The organism is Ligilactobacillus equi DSM 15833 = JCM 10991, assembly GCF_001435735.1.
Lineage (GTDB): Bacteria > Bacillota > Bacilli > Lactobacillales > Lactobacillaceae > Ligilactobacillus > Ligilactobacillus equi.
Genome location: NZ_AZFH01000001.1, coordinates 96931 through 121006 on the forward strand (window position 1 = coordinate 96931; position 24076 = coordinate 121006).

The window sequence follows — 24076 nt, forward strand, 5'->3', positions numbered from 1 at the left end:
ATAATTTTATTCTAAACCTTCAGCAACGGCTTCAGGGTAGTTTTCACGAACAATGTGAGCACAGTGGGCACAAAGCGTTGCTAAATCAGCATCTGAACCAACGTCAGTCTTAATCATCCGACAACGTGGACAAACCTCACCTTCCGCGTGTTCCACTAAAATTTTTACGTCTTCAAAGTCACTCGCTTCAGCTGGTGCTTGGTCTAATGGTAAGACATTTAAGCTAGACACAATTAAGGCTTGACGCACATCAGTATCTAAGGCTTCAAGTTCTGCCTTCACTTCGTCAGAAACGTAAAGGTTAAGAGAAGCTTCGAAAGACTTCCCGATTAACTTCGCATCGCGGGCTTCTTCTAAAGCCTTCATAGCGTTTGAACGTAATTCGAAGAACTTGGTCCAATTGGCTAAAATTTGGGCTTCTCCATCGTAGTGCTTAACTTCTGGCATTTCTGATAATTGCACGAATTCTTCGGCTTCCTTCAGGAATGGCCAAATTTCTTCAGTCGTGTGTGGTAAAACAGGGGTCATTAACTTATCTAAGTTAACCAAAACATCGTAAAGAACCGTTTGCATAGAGCGACGTTTCTTGGAATTTTCCGCTTCAATGTAAACCACGTCTTTAGCTACATCCAGGTAGAAAGCTGATAAATCAACGTTTAAGAAGTTCATCAAACGCTTGTAGATGGACATGAATTCGTAGTTTGCATAAGCATCCAAGATTTCCTTAGTAAATTGATTTAACTTAATGGTCATGTACTTGTCAACGGCTTCCATATCTTCGTAGGCTACCCGGTCAGTTTCAGGGTTGAAGTCGGTAGTATTACCTAACATGAACCGCATAGTGTTCCGGAATTTCCGGTAGCTTTCAGAAATTTGCGTAAAGCTATCCATTGAAACTCGTACGTCAGCAGAAGTATCAACAGATAAAATCCAGAGACGAATAATTTCGGCTCCCATCTTGTCAATAATTTCACTCGGTACGATGGTATTTCCTAAAGACTTGGACATCTTTCGACCTTGACCATCTAAAGTGAAACCTTGTGATAAGACTTGCTTATATGGCGCGTGATTAGTTACAGCCACGGAAGTAATCAAGGAAGAGTTGAACCAACCACGATATTGATCAGAACCTTCCAAGTACATATCAGCTGGATGTGTCAGATAATCACGTTGCGCTAAGACACCTTGGTGGGATGAACCAGAGTCAAACCACACATCCATAATGTCCATTTCCTTCGTAAAAATCCCATTTGGTGAGTGTTCATTGGTGTAACCTTCAGGCAAGAGGTCCTTAGCATCCTTTTCAAACCAAATGTTAGAACCATGTTTTTCCACCAAGTCAGCCACGTGAGCAATAACATCTTTATCTAAGATTGCTTCACCATCTTCAGCATAGAAGATTGGTAATGGCACACCCCAAACACGTTGTCTAGAGATAACCCAGTCGCCCCGGTCACGAATCATGTTGTGAAGACGCTTTTGACCCCAACCAGGGAAGAATTGTACTTCATCAATGGCATCTAAAATGTTTTGGCGAATCTTGTCCACCGAAGCAAACCATTGTGGGGTTGCTCGGAAGATAATTGGTTTCTTAGTCCGCCAGTCACATGGGTAGGAGTGCACTAAGTCTTCTTGTAAAATTAAAAGACCAGCGTCTTCAAGCTTCTTTAGAGCCACTTGGTTGGCATCTTCGTAGAAGACCCCTTCAAAATCTGCTCCAGCTTCCTTAGTTAAGTAACCCTTATTATCAACTGGTGCAAAGATTGGTAAGTCGTACTTCATCCCAACATTGTAGTCATCTTCCCCATAACCTGGCGCCGTATGAACCAAACCAGTCCCAGAGTCAGTAGTCACAAAATCACCTAACATCACCAAGAGTTTCACGTCAGGGTTGAATGGGTGTTGGGCGGTCATGTATTCCATATCGCGCCCCTTAACGGTTTGCACTACTTCAAAGTTTTCCCAACCAAATTTTTCAGCACAAGCATCCACTAATTCGGAAGCAAAGACAAACTTCTTGTCCATACCGGCTGGTTTAACTACAACATAGTCGAAATCAGCATCAACCGTAATCCCTTCAGAAGCAGGGATGGTCCATGGAGTCGTTGTCCACACTGTAAAGTAAGTATTTTCGTCAAAAAGACCCTTACCATCTACGACTTGTTCCCCGTAGAAAGCAGTTGGGGAGGAAAGGTCTTGATATTCAACTTCGGCTTCGGCTAAAGCTGATTCAGATGACCATGACCAGTAAACTGGCTTAAGCCCCTTGTAGATCAAACCCTTTTCCGCCATCTTACCGAAAGTCCGAATTTGTTGTGCTTCAAACTCAGGATTCAAGGTCAAGTATGGGTTATCCCATTCACCGGCTACCCCTAAACGTTTAAAGTCTTTTCTTTGCTTGTCGACTTGTTCTAAAGCATACTTACGACATAATTCACGGAATTCGTTAACAGACATTGACTTGCGGTCAACCCCTGATTTTTGTAATTGTTGTTCGATTGGTAAACCGTGAGTATCCCAACCAGGAACGTATGGCGAGCGGAAGCCCATCATTGATTTAGAACGGACAATGATATCTTTGGAAATCTTGTTCATGGCGTGACCCATGTGAATGTTACCATTGGCGTATGGAGGGCCATCATGTAAGACGAAAGTTGGTTTGCCTTCGTTTAATTTTTGTCTTTGTTCGTAGACTTTGTTTTCTTCCCAAAGGTTTTCGCGTTCTAATTCCTTAACCGGAAGATTACCACGCATTGGGAACTTAGTTTTACCCAAGTTAAGGGTTTCTTTGATTTTCATCAATTTTCCTTCTTTCTTTTAAATTTGGATTTCCAGCTAAAACTAAAAAAATCTCCTCCCCATACAGGGACGAGATTTTCGTGGTACCACCCAAATTCAAAGCTTTCTCAGTTACCTAACAAAGCTTCCTTTGCAATTGTTAACGCCAATTAATCGTTTGAACTTACTTCGGTTCAGTCCAGCAGTTTCACTATGATGATAAAAATCACACAGGGAATTGCCAGTCTTTCACCCTCACCAGCTCGCTTGAATTATGCGTTTCATTTCGCGTTCATAGTACCGTTTATTTTTTAGTTTTTAACGATGACGTCCTCGTCGGCAAAGCCGGTATCGACTTGGTCATCACTGCCTTCTGGAAAGACGACGACAGTTTCATTGTCTGCTGCTTCAGGGGCAAAATCATCGCCACTGTTAACCACAACATCACTTGCCATTGATTTTACCGCGTCTTCATCTAAGTTGTCAAGACTTTCATCGTTACGAATTGCTTCCCGAATTTCTTGGTAATTACTGGTATCACCTTGCTTGAGAATTTCGTCCCATTCGCTACCTTTCACCACTTCTAATTGTGATTCCATCATGACTTGTAACTTTTGACGGAAGATGCGGGCTTGCTTACGTAAGTCATCAGTTTCAACAGCTAACTTCTTAGCTTTAGTTGAAGCTTCATCAACAATTTGGCGAGCTTTTTCATTGGCTTCGTCAATAATATCTTGCCCTTGCTTTTGAGCTTCACGGTTAATGATTTCCGCTTCTCTTTGAGAGTTAGCCTTAACCTTATCAGCAGCTTCTTGTGCCACGATAATTGATTGATTCAAGGAATCCTTCAAATCATTGAAGTACTTCAATTTTTCTTGGTTTTGCTTTAAACTTTCTGTTAAACGGTCATTTTCCTTTAAAGTTAATTCATAATCCTTGATGATTTGATCTAAGAAATCATTAACTTCGTCTTGATCGTAACCACGTAATTTAACATGAAACTCTTTATTATGAATATCTAAGGGAGTAAGTGCCATTCCCTAACACCTCCATCGTATTTAAACTTTTTTACTTTTTCTTTTTTAAAATTGAAATTGCTAAGCGTTGCTTAGCTTTTTTGGTAGGTCCCATTAGTTGATCGAGACGAATCCGACCAAAGCCACGAACTGAAATAATATCGGCCTGCGCTAGAACATAGTCCGGTTTTTCTACCATCATCCAGTTAACTTGAACTTTTTTTTGCTTAATCATTTCCTTCGCCACCTGACGACTAAAATGATATGCATGCGAAATTACTGCGTCTAAACGAATTGTCGTCACGGTCATTGTTTCAGCCTGCCACTCGTCCAGAGCAGTTACCAAGGTTTCTAGAGCAACTTCCTTAAGACGTACTTTAACCTTTCCAATAGCTTGGACCTGATTACAAAAGTAACTAGCCAAATTTGCTTGAGTTACAAATTGATAACGTAAACCATCTGTGATGATATCCCCCAGAACCTGACGTTCTAATCCAATGTTAACTAAGCTACCTAAAACTTGACCGTGACTCAGTTGTGCAAATTTAGTTGGATAATCCACCTCAATTAACGCCAATTCAAAGTCGGAAACTACTGGTTGATAATATTCCGGATATAGCAAAGCTCGTTTCCGTTCCGCCTCCGGATATCCTCCTGCATAAGCTACCTTAACATCGCTAAAACGCCCTTTTAGTTGCTCCAATATGAACCGCTCCCGCGGATTAAGGAAACGTGTCAAAATAGGGCGGTATTCATCCTGTGCCCGTTTGAGTTGTTCACTTAACTCCTCAAGCAATGGTTCCTCTTCTTTTCGATAATGTTGCTTAACTGCTATTTCCATTTATCTTGCCTTTAATGCTACAGTCCAAATCCTGTCAAAAGTCCAACTGCTCCCATTTGCACAAACTGCAAAGCTATCAAGGCCACCCAGGGTGAAAAATCTAAACCAAGGATTGGTGGAATAAACCGAAAAATACTCAAATATGGTTCACACAACTTGGTTAAAATTCGTCCAAAGGTGGTTTGATATGCGCCGGGAAACCAAGATAAAAGCACATAAGCAACAATTGCAAGTTCATAAAAACGGAAAAAATATGCCACTAATAATAGTATCAACGTATTCCTCCATTTGCTCTCAACTCACGAATATGTCTTTGCGTTTCACGATTCATATCACCTTCAACCATATAGTTGCTTGGTGTACATAGGAAAATTTCATCATTCAGACGCGTTACCTTCCCATCAATCGCAAATACCGCGCCATTCAAAAAATCTAGAAGACGGTGTGCTACTGGCGCATCAACTTTTCGTACACTAACAATTGCAGCTTGACCTTTAATAACGTAGTTAGCAACGCCTTTTATGTCTTCAAAGACCCTTGGTTCAAATAATTTAATATTTTGCATTACTTTTTTATTGTTTTCTTTACTATGAATCATCATGCGACTTTCACTATGATTCACCTTAAGGTCGGGTTGATTAGTAAAAATTGGTGTAGGATCTGCAGCCTCCACTTCTTCAAATTGGTCATACCCATCATCATAGTTGTTACTTCCTGACATCCAGTTACTAACTCTATTCCATATACTAGCCATCTTATCGCATCCTTTCTAGCACCACCAGTTTAGCGGTGGTTGAAGAATGGTGGTGTATCAACGTCATCACCTTGCGTTGCTTCATCTTCTTGAGAAGAACTAGTACCAAAAACATTGAATTGTTGCTTTTCAATGTTTTGGAAATCAGCGTCTCTTTGAGGACGGTTAGAGGCTTGGTTGTTAACACGACTTAAATCCCAATCACTCAATGGGTCTTGGCTAGCTTGAGCTTGACTTGGACGCGGACGTCTTACCGGTACTTCTTTTTTAACTGGTTTTTTATGTTCCTTGTCAATTCCTGTAGCAATCACCGTTACAATCACACCATCGCCCAAGTCTTCATTAATGGAAGTCCCGAAGATAATGTTAACGTCACTAGTTGCAGCTTGTGAAACAATGGATGAAGCCGTTTGAACTTCAATTAAGGAGAAGTCTGAGCCCCCTGTGATGTTTAAGAGGACTTGTTCCGCACCATCGATAGAAACTTCCAATAATGGTGAAGAAATGGCCTTCTTAGTGGCATCTTCTACCCGATTTTCACCTTCACCGTGGCCAATCCCCATCAAGGCTGAACCTTGGTTTTCCATCACAGTCTTTACGTCAGCAAAGTCTAAGTTAACGTAACCTGGAGAAGTAATCAAGTCAGAAATTCCTTGTACCCCTTGACGTAAGACATTGTCGGCTTCTTTGAAGGCTTCCAACATTGGTGTATTCTTATCCACGATTTCTAACAAGCGGTCGTTAGCGATAATCACTAAGGTATCCACATGTTCTTTCATTTGGGCCACACCTTCAGCAGCAAAGCGCGCACGCTTAGGACCCTCAAACATAAATGGACGCGTTACGACCCCAACCGTTAACGCCCCTTGTTCTTTAGCAATTTTAGCGATCACTGGTGCCGCCCCGGTCCCAGTACCACCACCCATACCGGCAGTTACGAAAATCATGTCGGCACCAGCTAAAGCTTCGGCTAAAGCTTCTTCACTTTCTTGGGCAGCTTTTTGTCCAACTTCAGGATTTGAACCCGCTCCTAAACCGCGAGTTAATTTAGGTCCAAGTTGAATTTTTACTTCAGCGTTAGAATTTTTTAAAGCTTGTACGTCAGTGTTAGCAGCAATAAACTCGACTCCTTGTACGTTATCTGCAATCATCCGATTTACGGCGTTACCGCCAGCACCGCCGACCCCAATAACTTTAATAACTGCTTGATTTTCTTCATTTGCATCTAATGTGTATTCAAAACCTTCCATACCCATCAATTTACCTCCTTGATTTATTTAAATAATTCTGAGAACCATTTGAAGAACTTCCAATCACGGATACCCTTCTTGGCTAGATTGTCATCATCTATTGCTTGAAATTCTTCGTCAGCAGGTGAAGCTATATAGTCAACTTCTGGTTCTTCTTGGTAATGAACTAACTCCTGATTACTATCATCCACCGGCTCTGATTTGATGTTTGGTCTGTAGGAAGTGTTATGCACCACACTTCTTACCAGATGGTTAATTTCACTTTGGCGAACACCATATTCAATCAAACCAATAACCTGTGTGAAAGTTGGTGTACGTAAGCCCATTTCTTCAGGACGGTAAATTTTCACCCTGACACCAAAAATTTCTTCAGCTAATTCCTTAATTCCCCAAATATCAGCACCACCACCGGTCAGCACAATTCCCCCTGGCATTGATAAGGCATTAATTCCATCTAAAGCTTGGTAAATTTTACCAAAAATTTGCCGTAAACGAGCCTCAATAATTTGTGCTAGATATTCTTCTGTAATCATTTCAGGTTCTTGCTGACCCACAACTTGGACAGAAAAAGATTCTTCTGTTTCTGCCATCGAAGCCAAAGCATAACCATAAGTTGTTTTTAATCTTTCCGCATTAGCAGGAGAAGTATTTAAAACCACGGAAATATCACGGGTAATATAATTACCGCCTTCTTGATCAACATAAGTATACTTCAACTTATGATCATGAATCACTGCTGCGGTGGTCTGCCCACTTCCTAAGTCAATTAAAATGGACCCGAAATTACGCTCATCTTCTGATAAAGCAACTTGGGCACTAGCTATTGGTGCCACAACAATTTCATTAATCCGTACTCCCGCTTTTTCGACTGACTTCCGAATGTTATGAATAATAGTTGCTGAACCAGTGTACAAGACACCTTTCATTTCCAGGCGCATCCCCTGCATCTCGCGGGGGTCAGTTACACTGTAATCATCAATGATAAATTCATCCGGAACCACATCAATTACTGCCCTTTCAGGTGGAAGGCTTTGCGTCATAGCAGCTTGTACCACTGCGCGCACATCATCTTCCGTGATTTCACGTGACCGATTATTGTTATCGCTTAAGGTAATCATTCCACGACATTGCTCAATTTGAAGCATATTAGCTGGAATCCCAACAATTACTTCATCAATAGAAACATTAGCCTTTTCTTCGGCGTCTTTGATTGCTTCTTTCATCGCCCCAACAACTTGGTCGATATCGACAATTACCCCTCGACTCAGCCCCTTAGAGCGAACATTGCCATAACTAATCACATTAAGTTGACCTTTAACGTCTTCAGCAACAATGACCTTAATCGAAGTAGTCCCGATATCCAACCCTACGTACATATTAGTATTACTCACTAACTCGGCCTCCTACTCGAATAAAAGTTTTTTTCATAAATTTTTATTTTCAATAATTAGCATAATCCTAATACTTAGATTTTACCACATTTACTGGTTATTTTACCAATTTTTATCAATTTGCAAAGCTAAAATCTTACTTATTTTATACAATTTTAATGATAAGAATAAGAGTATGCCCCAACTTGAAAATTAATTACCCCAGCTTGATCCATCTGGCTAGCAATTTTAGCATAATATTTCATTTTTTGAGCCATGGTTTTGCGAGTCGCTACCACTTGATTACCATCACTCATGTAAAGTTTCAAACGATCTGGATCAGATTTAGTCGGACTAGCATGTACTTCAGAAACTAAATTTAAAATATTGGGCTTGAATTTTTGCACCTCTAGCACCACTTTTTGTAATGCAATTTCCTTTTTAAAACCATAATACATTGGTAAGGAGGCCGGCTGATCTGGTAAAGCCTTAGAAGCAACTATCCCCTTCTCAACTATTGGATATAATTTACTAGCTTTAACCATATAACCAACGGTCTTTTTTTCTTTCAAAACAACCTGCACTTGTCCTAACCCTATAGTTAGATTAGCTGTCTCAATGGTTGGAAAGGCCTGCTTGAGATTGCTAGCAATCTTACCTTCTCTGAACAACACTTCAAATAATGACATTTTCGGAATTAGCTGAGCCTCTTTTATTACCATTGCATCAGACTGCATAGTATTTCCCTTAACCGTTACTTTTTCCACTCGAAAAATTGGTAAAATATATAATAGGGCTAATAGCGTTAAAGAAAGAAACAAAATTAATAAACGCTTACTTCCCTCTTTTAGACGTCTCTCCTTTAGTGCCCCAAATTTAGGTAAATGGAACTCCGCTAGCTGTGGTGAAGAAATTTTGTAATGCTTTTTTCTCGTAACTTTCTGCAATGACTCTTTTTCTGCATGGGATAATCGCGCCTTTTCCCAGGGAGACAAATCATCTTCGCTACGCAACAAGTCATCATCCTTATTTTTTTTTCGCACCTCAGTTATTCTCCCCTTTTTACTTTTTAATTGACGTTAAGACTTGTAAAACTCGGTCACTAGCATCCCTTACACCAACTTGGTAAGCATTTTGCGCCATTTGCTTTCTTTGTTTTTCATCTTGTAAGAGTCGGTCAATTGTTTGCGCAAGGGTTTCACCATTCAAGTCATCTTCACGAATCATTAAAGCTGCCTGTTTATTAACTAAGCTTTGCGCATTTTTGGTTTGGTGATCCGCCGTTACATACGGACTTGGAATTAAAATTGACGGTAAACCTAAAGCCGTAATTTCAGCTAAACTTGTAGCCCCGGCACGCCCCACAATCAAGGATAATTCAGGTAAGATAGCTGGCATATCTGCAATATAAGGTACAATGAAGACATTCGCTGGTAAATCTTGAGTCCGATTATCAGCCATAATCTGATCATAGCGTTTCTGACCCGTGACAAACAGTACTTGATATTCTTTATCGGCAAAGTACTCTAACGCTTGCAAGCTTGCTTCATTAATTTTAGGCGCTCCTTGTGATCCGCCAAAAATTAAGACGGTCTTTTTATTAGCAGCTAAGCCATATTCACTGACTAACCGACCTGTCGCCTGCATTTGTGCTACTTGTTGTGCTCGGGGGTTACCAGTCATAACCACCTTAGTTGCCGGAAAAGCTTTTTTAGCATCATCAAAACAAATCCCAACTTTGTCAACAAAATGGCTCAAGAATTTATTAGTCACCCCAGCCACACTATTTTGCTCATGAATCATTGTAGGAATTTTAAGTTTGGCAGCAGCATAGACTACTGCCCCACAAACATACCCTCCAGTACCAATAACAGCATCAGGTCTAAATTCTTTGATAATTTTTTTGGACTCACGCACACTCTTTAAAAAGAGGTAAATGGTCTTAAGGTTGTCTACGGACAAGGAACGCTTGAAACCTTGAATGTGTAGAGTTTTGAGTTTAATTCCCGCAGCAGGCACAATTTTAGTTTCTAAACCACGGTCAGTCCCGACATACAGGACCTCCGCATCTGGATCTTGTTTTTTTAAATCCTCAATTAATGCAAGGGCTGGGTAAATGTGACCTCCCGTTCCCCCACCGGATACTAACAAACGCATTTATTTTTCGCTCTCTTTCTTTATCAGTTCTTCAACCGCCTCAATATAACGATCACCACGGACCTCAAAAGTAGGCCATTGATCCCAACTAGCACAAGCCGGTGATAATAAGATTACATCACCAGGTTGACTCATTTGGTAAGCCAGAGGTACTGCTGTCACCGCATTTTCCGTTTTCACAATATTTAAAACTCCGGCATCTTGGGCTGCTTCTTCCAAAAGGTCAGCAGTTTCACCAAATAAAACAATCCCTCGTAAATTTTTGAAATATGGTTCTAAAGCTTCAAAGCTAAAGCCTCGGTCTAAACCACCTGCTAATAAAACAACTGGTTGTTTGAAGCCGGATAAAGCTTTTTCAGTGGCCTCCATATTGGTTGCCTTAGAATCATTGTAAAACTTTCGCTCTTTAAATGTTGCCACATATTGTGTTCGGTGCCTTACCCCACCAAAATTCATTAAGACTTGGCGAATTGCTTGAGCACTAACCCCCATTAACTTCGCCACGGCTGTTGCTGCTAAAGCATTTTCAAGATTATGTTCACCTGGTAATTTCACATCCGTTACTGGCATAATGGCCTCATCACGAAAATAGATGGTTCCATCTTTGACATAAGCTCCCGCTTGACTGAGATTTTGCCGCGAAAATGGCACGACTTGCGCCGAAGATGCTTGGCTTAAAGTTCGCCATTCTTCCTGATCCCAGTTAACCACAAAATAGTCATCAGCAGTTTGATTCATGGTAATCCGCATCTTAGCCTTCACGTATTCCTCGCGACTACCATGGTAATCAGTATGAGCTTCGTACAGGTTATTTAACACCGCAATATGCGGGTGTAAATCAGTAATCCCCAATAATTGAAAACTGGAAAGTTCCGTTACCATCACATCATCCGCTCCAATTTCTTGAGCAACTTGACTAGCGGCAATCCCAATGTTTCCAGCTTTAAAGGCGTGGTTAGGACGCGCTTGATTCAACATTTCGGTAATCATGGTTGTCGTAGTAGTTTTACCGTTGGTCCCCGTAATGGCAACTAATTGACCTTCTAAAATATCCGCAGCCAATTGGGGTTCAGTCAAAATCGGTAGACCCTGTGCTTGAGCAGCTGCCACTAACTCGTTGCGATAAGGAATCCCAGGGTTTTTAACAATTAAGTCACAGCCATCTAATAAACTCAAGGGATGACTACCAGTCACGACTCTAACCCCCATTTGAGTTAGCTGAGTTTGCACTTCCGGACTAGCTTCCTTCTTATCGTTAACGGTTACCTGAGCTCCTAAACGTAAGAGTAACTTAGCTGCATTTAAACCACTTTTACCCAAGCCGATAACTAGTACTTTTTTATCTTGATATTTTGTTACTTTTTTCATTTCCAAAAACTTCTTTCTACTGCACCTAGTGCAAGATAATCCAATCAGTAATTAAGGCAAAAAGCAAACCTACGGCCCAGAAAGTTAAATCAATACGCCATTCGCTCCAGCCACATAATTCAAAGTGGTGGTGAATCGGACTCATCTTAAAGAGACGCTTACCACCCGTCAATTTAAAGTAGCTCACTTGTAACATAACGCTAGCTGTTTCGCACACAAAGATAATCCCAATAAAAAGTAGAGATAATTCTTGATGTAAAAGAATCGAAACTGCTGCCAAAGCCCCCCCTAAAGCTAAAGACCCCATATCACCCATGAAAACTTTAGCTGGTTTATGGTTAAAAATTAGGAAGGCTAACAATGCTCCAATCACTGTCACACAGAAGAGTAAGACGTCATATTGCGCTTGGAAGTAAGCAATCACTCCGTAAGCAGCAAAAGCAATACTTGCTTGTCCAGCCACCAGACCATCTAAGCCGTCCGTCAAGTTTACAGCATTAGAAAAGCCAACTAGCCAAAATAAAACAAAGATTCCATAAAAAATACCTAAAGGTAATTCAAAACCAAAGAAATTTAAGGAAAATGGTAGATTCTCATGCCAGTAAACCACTAAAAAAATGAGACCCCCAATAATTTGACCAAGTAATTTTTGCCAAGGTTTAAAACCTTCGTTTTGCTTTTTCCAAAGTTTAATGGAATCATCCCAAAAACCAATAAAACCATACATCAAGAGAATAAAATCCAAAATTAATAATTGACTACTCAATTGGTGAAAAATCATTGGTACCACAATAGCAGTCATAAAGATTACCAGGTTAAAAACAAAACCTCCCATGGTTGGTGTCCCTGATTTTTGAGCATGCCACTTGGGACCTTCGTCTCGAATCATTTGTCCTTGTTTTTTACGATGTGCATAATTAATAAAAATTGGTAAAAATATGGCCGTTAAAATAAAACTTACTAGTAACGGCACGACAATTTGTGTCAAAGTCATTTTGTTCTCCTTTATCCCTAATCATTATTTAAGTTTACGACTAACTCATCTTTACTATTAATTTCAGTTCCTTCTGAGATATTTTGTTCATTCACATACCCACTACCATAGTAAGTAACTTTAAGTTTCAAAATCTTAGCTAAAGTTGCTACATCTTTACGTGACCACCCTTTCAAGTCCGGCATGGTTTTGGGACCATTCGTAACTAAAATTACCCGGCCATTTTTTACTAAATTAGTTTCAGCAGCTACTGATTGACTCACAATATGGCGTCCTTGACCAACTACAGAAACTGTCAGACCTTGCGTAGTCAGCGCCTTTTGAGCCTGACTAGTATTTAAGCCTCGAACATCTTTTACCGCCACAGTGGCCTCTTGATTAATGGTTTTTGTCTTACCAATTGCTTGAGACATTAGCGGATTAAAAATAGATGCTAACATGTTAGTTGCCCCTTTACCCGCAAAAGTTTGCGGTTGTTTCATGGCAACATACAAGACATAACGTGGATTGTCGATGGGTGCCATTCCTGCTACGGAGAAAACATAATTTAAATCCCCACTTAAATACCCCGTCCCACTTGAGGCAGGAATTTGGGCTGTCCCAGTTTTAACTCCAACTTGGAAATCTTCAGATGCGTAAGCTTGCCCCGTACCATTTTTGTCAGTCACGACTTGGGCCATTAAATTCCTGACCTCTTTAGCGGTTGTCTTGGTAATCGGACGTCCATAAATCGTCTTTTTACCAATTTGCGTGACCTTTTTGGTATTAGGGTTAACCATTTTTTCAAGCATATAAGGTTCTAATTCCACCCCATTATTGGAAATAGCTGTTAACGCTCGCATAATTTGAATAGGAGTTACATTAATCGCCTGTCCATAGGAGGTACTTGCTTGATCAAATCCATACTTATAAGCAATGGAACCACTACTTTGAGTCCCCATCTTAAAGTCAGTTTGCTTTAAAAAGCCAAACTTCTTAATGTATTTCAACCATAAACTCTTACCCATGGCTTTTTCTAGCATGGCCATCCCGACATTCGACGAACGAATAAAAGCTTGATCATAAGTAATTGCTCCCCAACCAACGCGATTCCAGTCGTAAACTCGTGAATTACCAATCTGTAGAGTACCTGAATTATAATAAGCATTACCATTATAATTTCCACTATTAATCGCTGCAGCCGTGGTAAAAATTTTCATGACTGAACCAGGTTCATAAGTATCATTTAAAATTAAATTCCGCCACATCTCACTTAAGCCGACTTTAGTTTGGGCATTAAAAGATGGTCGTTGAGAAACTGCGACGATTTTCCCGGTCTTAGCTTCCATTAATATTGCCACCATTTGCTTAGGTTGATACTTCTTTTGTGCCTTAGTCATAAGATTTTCCAAGCTAGTTTGTAGCTGAGTATCTAAGGTTGTGTAAACATCCGAGCCATCTTGGGCCACCTTTGACTTATTTTTAGCTTGTTTATCATTTACACTATTAGAGAATTTAATCCCATTAGTTCCACTTAGTTCCTTATCAAAAATCTTTTCAATTCCCATCGTACCAGTAATAGTTTCATCAATCGTGGTCGTATAACCGATCATATGTGACGCAAAAATACCGTTCGGATAAAGGCGAGACTGTTGGGCATCAAAGCTAATCCCCGTTAAACCGGCAGCTTCAATTTTTTTCTTGGTTTTTTGCGTTAAATTTTTTCCGGCATTTCCAAACTCCACCTGGTAGATATTCTTATTTTTTGGATTTAAGAGCTTATAAACACGCTTATAAGGCAAATCAATATAGCGTGAAATCACTTTTGCGGCTTCTTTCTTCTTACTTTGAGGTAAATAGAAAATCTTATTACCTTCTTTAGCCTTGTGGGATAAAACGACGTATAAAGAGTAAGTTGTCGTAGCTTGGGCAATCGGATTACCATTGGCATCATAAATTGTTCCCCGCTTAGCCTGGAGATCTTCTTTGGAGGTGTAGAGTTGTCTTGTTTCTGTCGTTAAATTATGTCGGTTTACCTTATGTGTGGTAGCAATATAAAAAAAACGACAGATAAAAATCAAAAAAACTACTAACACACACAAGAGAAGCACAATTCCTACGGATACTTTTTGTGTTTTGGTTTGTTCGATTTCAACTGTTCGCTTCATTTTCTTATTCATTTAGTCACGTTCCTCGTACTATTTTCTTTCATCGATAAGCCCGCTTTTTTGGCAATCTTTTCGAGTCGAGCACGACTAGATAGTTCACTGACCGTTTGACTCGTCGTTACATTTTTTTCATGTAACTGAATCGTTTTTTGTGTAACTGCTTGTAAACTACTTTGGGCACTAGTCAATTGAGCACTTAAACATACTGTCCAAATCGCTAATGCCACACTTACCGCTAGTACAGTTACAAAAAGGAACGTATTCGGAACTAGATAGCGTGATACGATTGTTTCTCCTTTAATATGTTTTTTCTGAAATTTAACGTTCGCTGATTGCTGTGGCTGCTGATTTAACTTCCTTGCCGCTTGCTGTGACATAGTTTTCCCTCTCCTTACTTCACCTTAACTCGTTGAATAACGCGTAACTTAGCTGAATGTGCCCGATGATTGGCAGCTAATTCTTCTTTACTTGGTACGATTGGCTTACGCGTGATTAATTTATATTCAGGTTGATACTCCTCAGGAATTACCGGCAAACCACTAGGTAAATCTGGTAAAGACGACTTTTCTTTAAACATCGATTTAACTAAACGATCTTCCAAAGACTGAAAAGTAATCACCGAAATCCGCCCATCCAAGGCTAAAATATCTAAAGCCTGTGCCAAAGACTCCTCAAGAACCCCTAATTCATTATTAACTGCAATCCGCAAAGCCTGGAAGACCCGTTTAGCAGGATGTCCTCCCTTACGCCGTGCTTTTGCAGGAATCCCAGCTTTAATTAATTCCACTAATTGCCCGGTAGTCACAATTTCTTCGTTTTGACGGGCTTGTTCAATTCGACGAGCGATTGATTTGGCAAACTTTTCTTCTCCATAACGGAAGAAAATTCGCACCAACTCTTCATATGACCATTGATTGACAATTTCCTTAGCAGTTAAAGCTTGCTCTTGGTTCATTCGCATGTCCAAGACCGCATCATATTTATAAGAAAAACCTCGGTCGGCAACATCAAATTGTGGTGATGAAACTCCTAAATCATAGATAATCCCATCAACTTGACTAATCCCCTGCAAAGCTAACTGCGCTTGTAAGTCTTTAAAATTACTTTTGACCAAGGTCAAACGTCCACTAGCAATCTCATCAGCTAATTGAATTTGATTGTAATCCAAGGCAGTTTGATCCTGGTCAAAAGAAAACAAGCGTCCCTTTGGTCCCAGTTGACTTAAGATTCTTTGAGTGTGGCCCCCGCCTCCTAAGGTACAGTCCACATATACACCGGCTGGCTTAATTTTTAAATTATCGACTGTTTCTGCTAATAGTACAGTTATGTGTTCAAAATCTGCCATTTCTACTCCTTATAGATTAAATTCCATATTTTCTGCCAGCTCATCAAAACTAGCTGCAGTCTGCCGGTTAAATTCGTCCCATCTTGATTTAGACCATATTTCTAAATGATTGAACATTCCCACGACAATACATTCTTTTTCCAGGCCGGCATAAGTCCTTAAGGCCTGGGAAATAATGACTCGGCCCTGCTTATCAAACTCGCTTTCTACTGCGGCTGCATAAAAAAAGCGGACAAAGGCTCGATTTTGTTTAGATGTTAGCGGAAGCTCTGCCAGCTGTTGAGATAATTTTTCCCATTCACTAGCAGGGTAACCATACAAGCAACCATCCATGCCACGAGTCAAAACAACCTGTGTCCCCACTTCCTGGCGGATAATTGCCGGGATAATTAACCGGCCCTTTTGATCCATGTTATGTTGAAATTCACCCATCATAGCCGGTCTTCCCCTTATAAACTAAAATTAATATCTAAATCTTACCACATTTCCCCACTTTTAACCACCGCATTTCCCCAAAAACATTCCGCTGTTACACTTTTTTTACTAAAATGCAAAAAATCACTGACTCAAACATCAGTGATTTCTTAACATTTAGAAATTATAAATAAAAAAGAATTGCTTTCGTGATAATCATGACTAACGCATTAATTAACAAAAGTAACGACATAGTTCGCCAATAAGCAAACCAAAAACGATGATAAATAACATCCCCTTGACTAAGAGCTGTAAAGAGGGTCAAAAAAATCCCCCACACACTCGCTGCCAATACTAAAATTGCATGGGCTAAAAAGCCAAAAAAAGTCGGTGCCAATATAAAATAGATAATGAGGCTCGCTGCCCCTAAGCTATCCAACGGTTGTAACCACCGCGGCCAGAATCTAAAATTAGGCAAGACCAGCTTGGTCAAAAGATACGCAATAATTAAACTAAGAGCACTCAAATACCAATCAATAATCATGCTTCCACCAAGAATGAATCATGAAGGGCATTAACCGCTGCCACCAGTTGATCTTCGTGGACTAGGACCCAAATCGTTGTGTAACTATCCGTCGTTTGTAAAATTTTTACTCGATTTTGTGCTAAAGCTTGGACCATCTTAGCCGTAATCCCCGGAGTCCCCATAATCCCGGCTCCAATAATCGAAACTTTGGCACAGTGTTCTGTATAAGTTGCTTCAATATTTGCTTGGGTAAATAAATCGATGGCTTTTTGCGCTTCTTTTTCCGTTAAATTAAAGACAATGCCATCTAAATTAATATTGATAAAATCCACGCTTAAGTGGTTATCCGCCAAAAGCTTAAAAATTTCTTGACTCGTGTGTGCTTGAGTCGAAACTTTAAATTGCGTTAAACCAGTTTGATGGGCTACCCCAGTAACCGAACGGTAATGCTGAATTCCGAGACTGTGATCAGAAATTAAAGTCCCCATTTCATCAACAGCATCCCAAGTCGAACGTATGGTTAACGGTAAATGTCCCTGCTGGGCGACTTGAACAGCCCGCGGGTGGATAACTTTAGCCCCTTCATGAGCCATGTTAACCACTTCGTCATAAGAAACTTCCTTAAGATAACGAGCTCTTTCCACAATTCGGGGGTCTCCGGTCATCATTCCCGAAACATCCGTAAAGATATCACAACGCTTAGCTTGCAAAGCCACACCTAATAAAGCTGCTGACGTATCCGACCCCCCACGCCCCAAGGTTGTCACATGTCCTTCATTGGAAAGCCCCTGGAAACCAGCAATCACTACTACATCATGATCCTCGAACGCTTCCATGACGTTTTGAACTTCAACATTTAGCACCTTAGCGTTTTGGTAATCATTATTCGTACGAATTCCCGCTTCCGAACCAGTTAAAGCCGTCGCTTTAAATCCGCTCTTTTTCACCAATTGGGTGAAAACTGCTGCGGAAATAACTTCACCAATCGAAACCACCATGTCCAATTCTCGATTATCTAACTTGGTGGCCTTACCGCCGACTAATTGCAGTAAAGAATCCGTCGCATAAGGCGCACCTTGTCGTCCAATTGCTGAAACAACAACGGCAACTTTATAACCCTCATCCACAGCATAAGCCACATGTTTTAGGGCTTGCTTGCGCGCCTCATCATCTTGAACTGAAGTACCACCAAATTTTTTGACAATAATCTTCATCTGCCATCCCTCTTCTCTGCTTAAATTAAAATCTCATTAATACGAAATAATTTTCTCATTACTAGCCTATCGCTGTCAATAGTTCACCTATTAATCCAGACTATTTTTTGAATTTTTTTCTTTCTATGTTATACTAAAAACAATCTAAATCTACGATTGGGGACAGCACCGTGAAAAAAAAGAAGAAATCTACTTTTCAAAAAATTACTATGGTTTTCGTGTGGGTAATGATTTTAATCACTCTATTAGCCGCACTCTTACCACTAGCACAAACCCTTGGTTTCTAAACCATCGTGAATGAACTCGGTGCTGAAGTACCGAGCTTCTAGCACTGGCAGTCAGATACTGCCATGATACTAAAAGACACAAAAATCACCTGGCACTCAAACCAGGTGATTTTTTAATTTAGATATTTGGCAAAAAACGCAGCTGTTTTCGTACGGTAAACATGAGGATAATTATAGTAAGACATAGCATGTGCAGTCTTTTTGGTAATCCATAGTTGCTTTGGTCCTTGGCTTGCGCGGTAATTTTGATAAACCATCTTGGTTGGTACATATTTATCCTGGTCACCGTGGATAAAGAAAATTGGCAAATGATTGTGCTTTAATTGTTCGGCTGCTGAAGCGTGTAAAAAGTCAAAACCAACTTTAAACCGCGCCACCCAAGAAGCCGTGGTAATAAGTGGTTGCTTGGGTAAAGCGAACAAATTTTTTAATTGATATGTCAATTCATTTTCCACACTGTCATAACCACAATCTTCAATGATCGCCTTTACTTGCCGAGGAAGTCTTTCCCCACTAGTCATCATGACGGTAGCACCACCCATCGAAACTCCAAAAAGACCGATTTGCGCATCTTGTCCAGTCTTTTTGACTACCAGCTGTATCCACTTCACATAGTCCAAACGGTCTAACCAACCAAAAGTTGTGTACTTTCCTTGACTTTGTCCTGCCCCCCGATCATCAGGAGCTAAGACATTATAGCCTAAATTATGAAACATACGGATATATGAGGCCATGCGCCCATGATTTTCATGATAGCCATGCGCTACAACAATCGTTTTATTGGTCTTTTTGGTCGCTGGCACATAAGTTGCCTTGAGTTTTAAATCACTGTTTGCTGCCATTTGGGTCCAGGTCTGCTTCCTAACTTTTTTTAACCAAGCCTGATCTCTAACCAAGACCCGTTCTTTCTTAGCAATACTCGGCGTTGGATCTTTACGTGTAAAAGCAAAATCCACAAGGTAGTTACTACCGTAAGCCAGACCCCCCAACAAAATTATTACCAAAGCACCCAATAAATAGCGCCACCATTTATTTTTCACGATGTTTTTCCTCTCTTACTTTATTTTAATAAATCCTGATAAGCTACTTCTTTGGAGGAACCAAACCATTTTTGGGCTAATTTTTTTAGGCTACCATCTTGGGCCATCCGCTGCAACTCTCGATTAACCTTTTTTTCTAATGTTTCATCGCCTTTACGCATTCCCACGGCAAATTCCTCTTTAGGGTAACCCACTTTTATTTTCCGATAACTGGAGGCATCTTTTTGGTGAGCAATATAGTAATTAGCGTAAACACTGTCAATCAAGAGCCCTTGAATTCGCTTGGCATTCAAATCTAAAAAGGCATTGTTATAACTGTCATACTGCACAGTTGAACCCACGTATTTTTTCAATAAGTTAGGATAATCCGTGTAAGCTTGATAACCAGATGAACCAGTTTGCACCCCTAAAATTTTCCCCTTCATTCCTCGAGGATTGGTAATATGACTGTTATTTTTAACCACAAGATACTGTTCATCATTAAGGTAAGTATGTGAAAAAGTCGCATTTTTCTCCCGAGCCTTGGTTTTAGTATAACCATTCCAAATCATGTCAATCGTCCCATTACGCAATTCAGTTTCTTTCATAGACCAGTCAATGGTTTGGAAAGAAACCTTGAGATCAAGGCGTTTGAAAACGGCACGTGCTAACTCAACGTCAAAGCCCACTAGGCGACCATCTTTTTGCCGAAAACCCATAGGGACAAAACTATCATCTAAACCAATAACTACCTTGCCCCGCTTTTCAATTTTGGACCAGGTATCAGTGTTATCAGCCCGCTTAGTTACATCACTACAAGCAGCTAGTGTAACTGTCAGAGCTAGGAGCACCAGCGCACAGATGATTTTTTTGATTTTTACTTGCATTTTATCCACCCCACTTAGTCAGCAAATTTGAGTGGTTTCACGGTTAAGGTTTCATCAGAAACTCTTTCAGCAAAATCCCAATCGTGCGTGATAATAATTTGGGTCATCCCCGATTTTTTCAAGTCTAAAATAATTTCTTCCACCGCCTTGGTTAAATTAGGATCCAAGGCACTAGTTGGTTCGTCATAACAAAGAATCTTGGGTTTCATAGCCAAGGCTCGCGCAATCGCAACCCGTTGTTTTTGGCCCCCAGATAATTGATAAGGATAAAGCTGCCCCTTATCCCCCAAAGATAAACGTTCCAATAGTTCTTGAGCTTCTTGGTGAGCTATGGCTTTATTTTTTTTGAGAACCATTATTGGCGCTAAAGCAATATTTTCTAGCACTGTCATGTGAGGGAAAAGGTTATAATCTTGGAAAACGACTCCAATCACGGAATCATCACTAGCTTGGTAAGGGTCAAAATTTTGACCATCAATTAAAATCTGCCCACTGTTAATTTTTTCTAAGCCACTAATGCACCGTAACAAAGTCGTCTTTCCACCACCGGATTCACCCACAATGGTTAAAATTTCACCATCTTTGACTTCTAAATTAAGGTGGTCGATAATGGTACGATCACCATATTTTTTCACAATTTCGCGTAACTCTAACATTCGGTCCACCTCATTTCTTATTTCCAATAGCTATAACGTTGTTCAATCTTCCGCAAGAGGTAAGATAAAATCGCCGTCATTAAAAGATACATAATTGCGACTACAATGTAAGGTACCAAGGTTACATCTCGGGTTGTGGCTACATTTCCGGCCCGTAATAAATCTCCCAAACCAATAACATAAACTAAACTAGAATCCTTAACCAGATTAATAACTTCGTTACCTACGGAAGGTAAGACAATTTTAAAGACTTGGGGGGCTACAATTTTGTGAATTGTTTGCCAGTAGTTTAAGCGTAAAACCTTGGCACTTTCGTATTGCCCCTTATCAATCGATTGTAAACCTCCCCGGAAAATTTCCGCAAAGTAAGCAGCGTAATTGATAATGAAGGTTACTACCGCTGCCTCATAACGAGGTAAGGTTAGGGCGCTAGAAAGAATCGGTAGACCATAAAAGACAAAAATCAATTGTAATAAAAGTGGCGTCCCACGGATTAACCACACATAGAATTTTAATAATTCACGCAAGGGGGTGAATTTGGACATTAAACCTAAGGCCACGATTAATCCCAACGGTACTGATCCCACTAAGGTCCATAAAAATAATTGCAAGGTTAAGCTTGCCCCACTTAACAGTGAAGGCAAAATTTCCCAAATATATGTTAAATTCATCTTAATCTCCTCCTAAACAAAAAGGCCCCCTTGAGTTTCCTCAAGAGGGCGCAAACGCACGGTACCACCTCAATGCCCTATCTTCTCACGAAAATAGGCTCAGTAACTTATCAGCCATTGGCGATAAGTCTGTGTAGTAACGGGCACGACCGGTCAATCCTACTAAAGTTCAAATTAACAACTCCTAGATGTGGTTCATAGCACATATTATTTCTGACTTACAGCCGGTGATCAGAATTCTCTAGTCTAATAGCGGTCCTACTACTCTTCTATTCGATGTCTTTGTCTGAATTTTTTATTAAGTCAATCTTACCGACAATTTTTGCTTTTGTCAACATTTAGTTTCGTTTAAACCAACTTGTCAACTTACCGAAGAAGCTCTGCTGTTTCTCTTCTTCCTTCATTGTCATTAAAGGGACGGTTTCACCTTCTAAACGCCGGGCAATATTCCGGAATCCTTGGGAAGCCATGTTTTGTTCATCCATCACTACAGGTTCCCCGGTATTAGTAGCCTTAATCACACCTTCGTCATCAAAGACCATCCCCAAAAGGCGAATTCCAAGATGTTGAGTAATCTCATCAACATCCATCATTTCACCATTTTTTACCATGTGACGTTTAATCCGACTAATAACCAACATTGGCGCAGCCTTTAAGTTGTACTTTTCTAACAGCCCAACAACACGGTCGGCATCCCGCACGGAAGGAATTTCCGCAGTTGAAACCACAATAGCTTCATCCGCCCCGACAACTGCATTAGCAAATCCTTGCTCAATCCCGGCAGGACAATCAAGTAAGACATAATCAAATTCTTCTTTTAATTCATCAACAATCGCCTTCACCTCATCCGGTTGCAAGGCATCTTTATCAGTATTTTGTGCTGCTGGTAAGAGATATAATTTATCTTCGAAACGCTTATCTTTAACTAAAGCTTGACGTAATTTTGCTCTTTGTTCAATTACGTCCATGATATCGTAGATAATGCGGTTATCTAGGCCTAAAACCACATCTAAATTACGTAAACCAATATCTAAATCGACTAAACAGACCCGTTTGCCCATTAAGGCTAAAGCCGTCCCCACATTAGCCGTAGTGGTCGTCTTACCTACACCACCTTTACCTGATGTAACAACAATTGCTCTTCCCATAAAATGGCCTCCTCATAATTCAGAACGTCAACGCACCAATCGTCACAAAAGACTTTGGTCGGAGCGTCCTTAATTCACTAATCTCCGTTCTTTCAAAACTATGTAAGTCAGATACGTAGATTACTTGCTTCTTCGCATAATTTTCTTGGGGATGGTCGGCAACGATTTCCACCAAATCCGCAATTCGTATTTGTTGCGCAGATCCCAGTTCACCGATAATTACCGCCGCTGAGTTATCGCTAAACCCTGCATGGACAATCCCTTCGATTTTACCTAAAATGTACAAGCTACCCGTTGTTCGTAAAAGCCCCCCTTGGTGTACCTGTCCCACAAATAGGACATCACCCTGTAAATCAAGCACTTGGCCATTGCGGACCGTATCACCATTTAGCTTAATATTACGCTTTTCGATAAATTCTAAGGCATCTTCTTTGCGAATTACATCAGCTGAAATCTTATGAATTTTCAAATTATCATACTTCGCAAAAACTGCTTCAATTTGCTGATTTTCTTCTGGTAAGAATAAACGCTGCCCCGTGGTAATTTGGAAAGTTAAAATTCCATCCTTGGTCCGATTTTCCTGAGCCAGGTGCGCTAATAACTCTTCTAACTCAACAACTACCATTTTAAATTCCGCAGTGGGCGCGATTTTTATTTCATAGCCGTCGGTCCGGCCTTTTAAAACAACTGCCTTCATTTTGCACCTTCTTCACTTACTTAACCCTTGTAAATAATTCTTTTAGTGGCCAGTATAAGAATAAAAAACAGACCATGTTATAGGTCAAGGTTGGCCACAAAACCTTTAAAATATAGTCTGCTTGACTACCCGCTGTAAAACCAATCAAGTTATTGAATAAATAAAAACCTAATGAAACAACGGTAACATCAATAAAATACATCAAACAAACTACCCAAAATGAGGTTTTAAAAAAAGCCATCGTCTCCTTAGTAAGGTAAACTACCAATGGTAAAATCACGGTCATAATCCCTAAAATACTAGTATAATAACTGTCAAATACCAAACCCGCAAATGTTGCCCAAAAATATGGATGAGCCAGATCAGGAACAAAACAAATTGCTAAGACCAACCATAATAAAATAAAGCGACTTTCTATCTCAACTTGGGTATTAAATAGCGTGTCCGAGGCCACATAACTTAAACTCCCATCCAAGAAAAGCGCCAAAAAGAGGCCTAAAGGAAAAACATAAGACATTTTTAATTTCATATTATCCC

General features: G+C 40.2%; 25 protein-coding genes and 1 other annotated feature. Of the genes, 1 reads left to right on the forward strand and 24 read right to left on the reverse strand.

The features are described 5' to 3' along the window. Positions 1 to 6: 6 nt before the first annotated feature. From ileS to dapG, 17 genes are all read right to left on the reverse strand, one after another. Entirely contained in the window at positions 7 to 2799 is a 2793-nt protein-coding gene (gene ileS / locus FC36_RS00495) for an isoleucine--tRNA ligase (RefSeq protein ID WP_056986650.1), read from the reverse strand. Between the two features lie 290 nt (positions 2800 to 3089). Then, positions 3090 to 3815 (reverse strand): DivIVA domain-containing protein, encoded by a 726-nt coding sequence (locus FC36_RS00500; RefSeq protein WP_023858944.1) that lies wholly within the window; start codon positions 3813 to 3815, stop codon positions 3090 to 3092. A 31-nt stretch (positions 3816 to 3846) separates the two neighbouring features. After that, positions 3847 to 4635 carry a YlmH family RNA-binding protein gene (locus FC36_RS00505; RefSeq protein ID WP_023858945.1) on the reverse strand — a complete coding sequence of 263 codons (789 nt, stop codon included), beginning with the start codon at positions 4633 to 4635 and terminating at the stop codon, positions 3847 to 3849. 17 nt (positions 4636 to 4652) lie between these two features. Continuing rightward, on the reverse strand, positions 4653 to 4910 hold the full coding sequence (locus FC36_RS00510) for a YggT family protein (RefSeq protein ID WP_025020237.1): 258 nt from the start codon (positions 4908 to 4910) through the stop codon (positions 4653 to 4655). Beyond that, the gene (locus FC36_RS00515) at positions 4907 to 5389 is read right to left on the reverse strand and encodes a cell division protein SepF (RefSeq protein ID WP_023858946.1); all 483 of its coding nucleotides are present in this window, start codon (positions 5387 to 5389) and stop codon (positions 4907 to 4909) included. The genes FC36_RS00510 and FC36_RS00515 overlap by 4 nt, the downstream gene beginning before the upstream one ends. Before the next feature lie 29 nt (positions 5390 to 5418). Further along, a complete protein-coding gene (gene ftsZ / locus FC36_RS00520; RefSeq protein WP_023858947.1) occupies positions 5419 to 6645 on the reverse strand; it encodes a cell division protein FtsZ in 1227 nt (408 codons plus the stop codon). A 17-nt stretch (positions 6646 to 6662) separates the two neighbouring features. Next, entirely contained in the window at positions 6663 to 8030 is a 1368-nt protein-coding gene (gene ftsA, locus FC36_RS00525) for a cell division protein FtsA (protein ID WP_025020236.1), read from the reverse strand. A 155-nt stretch (positions 8031 to 8185) separates the two neighbouring features. Beyond that, positions 8186 to 9052 (reverse strand): cell division protein FtsQ/DivIB, encoded by an 867-nt coding sequence (locus FC36_RS00530; RefSeq protein ID WP_025020235.1) that lies wholly within the window; start codon positions 9050 to 9052, stop codon positions 8186 to 8188. A gap of 19 nt (positions 9053 to 9071) precedes the next feature. After that, positions 9072 to 10166, reverse strand: a complete 1095-nt coding sequence (gene murG, locus FC36_RS00535) for an undecaprenyldiphospho-muramoylpentapeptide beta-N-acetylglucosaminyltransferase (protein WP_023858950.1) — start codon at positions 10164 to 10166, stop codon at positions 9072 to 9074. Then, positions 10167 to 11534 (reverse strand): UDP-N-acetylmuramoyl-L-alanine--D-glutamate ligase, encoded by a 1368-nt coding sequence (gene murD, locus FC36_RS00540; RefSeq protein ID WP_023858951.1) that lies wholly within the window; start codon positions 11532 to 11534, stop codon positions 10167 to 10169. A 25-nt stretch (positions 11535 to 11559) separates the two neighbouring features. Then, the gene (gene mraY, locus FC36_RS00545) at positions 11560 to 12528 is read right to left on the reverse strand and encodes a phospho-N-acetylmuramoyl-pentapeptide-transferase (RefSeq protein WP_023858952.1); all 969 of its coding nucleotides are present in this window, start codon (positions 12526 to 12528) and stop codon (positions 11560 to 11562) included. Between the two features lie 17 nt (positions 12529 to 12545). Then, positions 12546 to 14687 (reverse strand): penicillin-binding protein, encoded by a 2142-nt coding sequence (locus tag FC36_RS00550; RefSeq protein ID WP_025020234.1) that lies wholly within the window; start codon positions 14685 to 14687, stop codon positions 12546 to 12548. Continuing rightward, positions 14684 to 15052 carry a hypothetical protein gene (locus FC36_RS00555; RefSeq protein ID WP_025020233.1) on the reverse strand — a complete coding sequence of 123 codons (369 nt, stop codon included), beginning with the start codon at positions 15050 to 15052 and terminating at the stop codon, positions 14684 to 14686. The genes FC36_RS00550 and FC36_RS00555 overlap by 4 nt, the downstream gene beginning before the upstream one ends. 14 nt (positions 15053 to 15066) lie before the next feature. After that, the gene (gene rsmH / locus FC36_RS00560) at positions 15067 to 16020 is read right to left on the reverse strand and encodes a 16S rRNA (cytosine(1402)-N(4))-methyltransferase RsmH (RefSeq protein WP_023858955.1); all 954 of its coding nucleotides are present in this window, start codon (positions 16018 to 16020) and stop codon (positions 15067 to 15069) included. A gap of 9 nt (positions 16021 to 16029) precedes the next feature. Further along, positions 16030 to 16455, reverse strand: a complete 426-nt coding sequence (gene mraZ / locus FC36_RS00565; protein WP_023858956.1) for a division/cell wall cluster transcriptional repressor MraZ — start codon at positions 16453 to 16455, stop codon at positions 16030 to 16032. A 163-nt stretch (positions 16456 to 16618) separates the two neighbouring features. After that, positions 16619 to 16978: a hypothetical protein gene (locus FC36_RS00570; protein WP_025020232.1), complete on the reverse strand. Its 360-nt coding sequence runs from the start codon at positions 16976 to 16978 to the stop codon at positions 16619 to 16621. Continuing rightward, positions 16975 to 18174: an aspartate kinase gene (gene dapG, locus FC36_RS00575; protein ID WP_056986651.1), complete on the reverse strand. Its 1200-nt coding sequence runs from the start codon at positions 18172 to 18174 to the stop codon at positions 16975 to 16977. Before dapG ends, FC36_RS00570 begins: the two co-directional genes overlap by 4 nt. A 209-nt stretch (positions 18175 to 18383) precedes the next feature. Here dapG and FC36_RS11465 point away from each other — a divergent pair, with 209 nt between their 5' ends. Further along, a complete protein-coding gene (locus FC36_RS11465) occupies positions 18384 to 18461 on the forward strand; it encodes a hypothetical protein (RefSeq protein WP_420323915.1) in 78 nt (25 codons plus the stop codon). Between the two features lie 113 nt (positions 18462 to 18574). Here the strand turns inward: FC36_RS11465 and FC36_RS00580 are convergent, their stop codons facing one another. From FC36_RS00580 to mreD, 7 genes are all read right to left on the reverse strand, one after another. Beyond that, positions 18575 to 19504, reverse strand: coding sequence for an alpha/beta hydrolase (locus FC36_RS00580; RefSeq protein WP_025020231.1), 930 nt, complete (start codon positions 19502 to 19504; stop codon positions 18575 to 18577). A 17-nt stretch (positions 19505 to 19521) separates the two neighbouring features. Further along, positions 19522 to 20367, reverse strand: a complete 846-nt coding sequence (locus FC36_RS00585) for an amino acid ABC transporter substrate-binding protein (RefSeq protein WP_023858960.1) — start codon at positions 20365 to 20367, stop codon at positions 19522 to 19524. Positions 20368 to 20381: 14 nt separating this feature from the next. Beyond that, positions 20382 to 21023 carry an amino acid ABC transporter ATP-binding protein gene (locus tag FC36_RS00590; protein WP_023858961.1) on the reverse strand — a complete coding sequence of 214 codons (642 nt, stop codon included), beginning with the start codon at positions 21021 to 21023 and terminating at the stop codon, positions 20382 to 20384. Between the two features lie 17 nt (positions 21024 to 21040). Next, positions 21041 to 21694 (reverse strand): amino acid ABC transporter permease, encoded by a 654-nt coding sequence (locus tag FC36_RS00595; protein WP_023858962.1) that lies wholly within the window; start codon positions 21692 to 21694, stop codon positions 21041 to 21043. 41 nt (positions 21695 to 21735) lie between these two features. After that, positions 21736 to 21980, reverse strand: a binding site (T-box leader). A 52-nt stretch (positions 21981 to 22032) separates the two neighbouring features. Then, the gene (gene minD, locus FC36_RS00600) at positions 22033 to 22842 is read right to left on the reverse strand and encodes a septum site-determining protein MinD (protein ID WP_023858963.1); all 810 of its coding nucleotides are present in this window, start codon (positions 22840 to 22842) and stop codon (positions 22033 to 22035) included. Positions 22843 to 22861: 19 nt separating this feature from the next. Further along, entirely contained in the window at positions 22862 to 23539 is a 678-nt protein-coding gene (locus tag FC36_RS00605; protein WP_023858964.1) for a septum site-determining protein MinC, read from the reverse strand. A gap of 16 nt (positions 23540 to 23555) precedes the next feature. After that, positions 23556 to 24068, reverse strand: coding sequence for a rod shape-determining protein MreD (gene mreD / locus FC36_RS00610; RefSeq protein WP_023858965.1), 513 nt, complete (start codon positions 24066 to 24068; stop codon positions 23556 to 23558). Between the last annotated feature and the right edge of the window lie 8 nt (positions 24069 to 24076).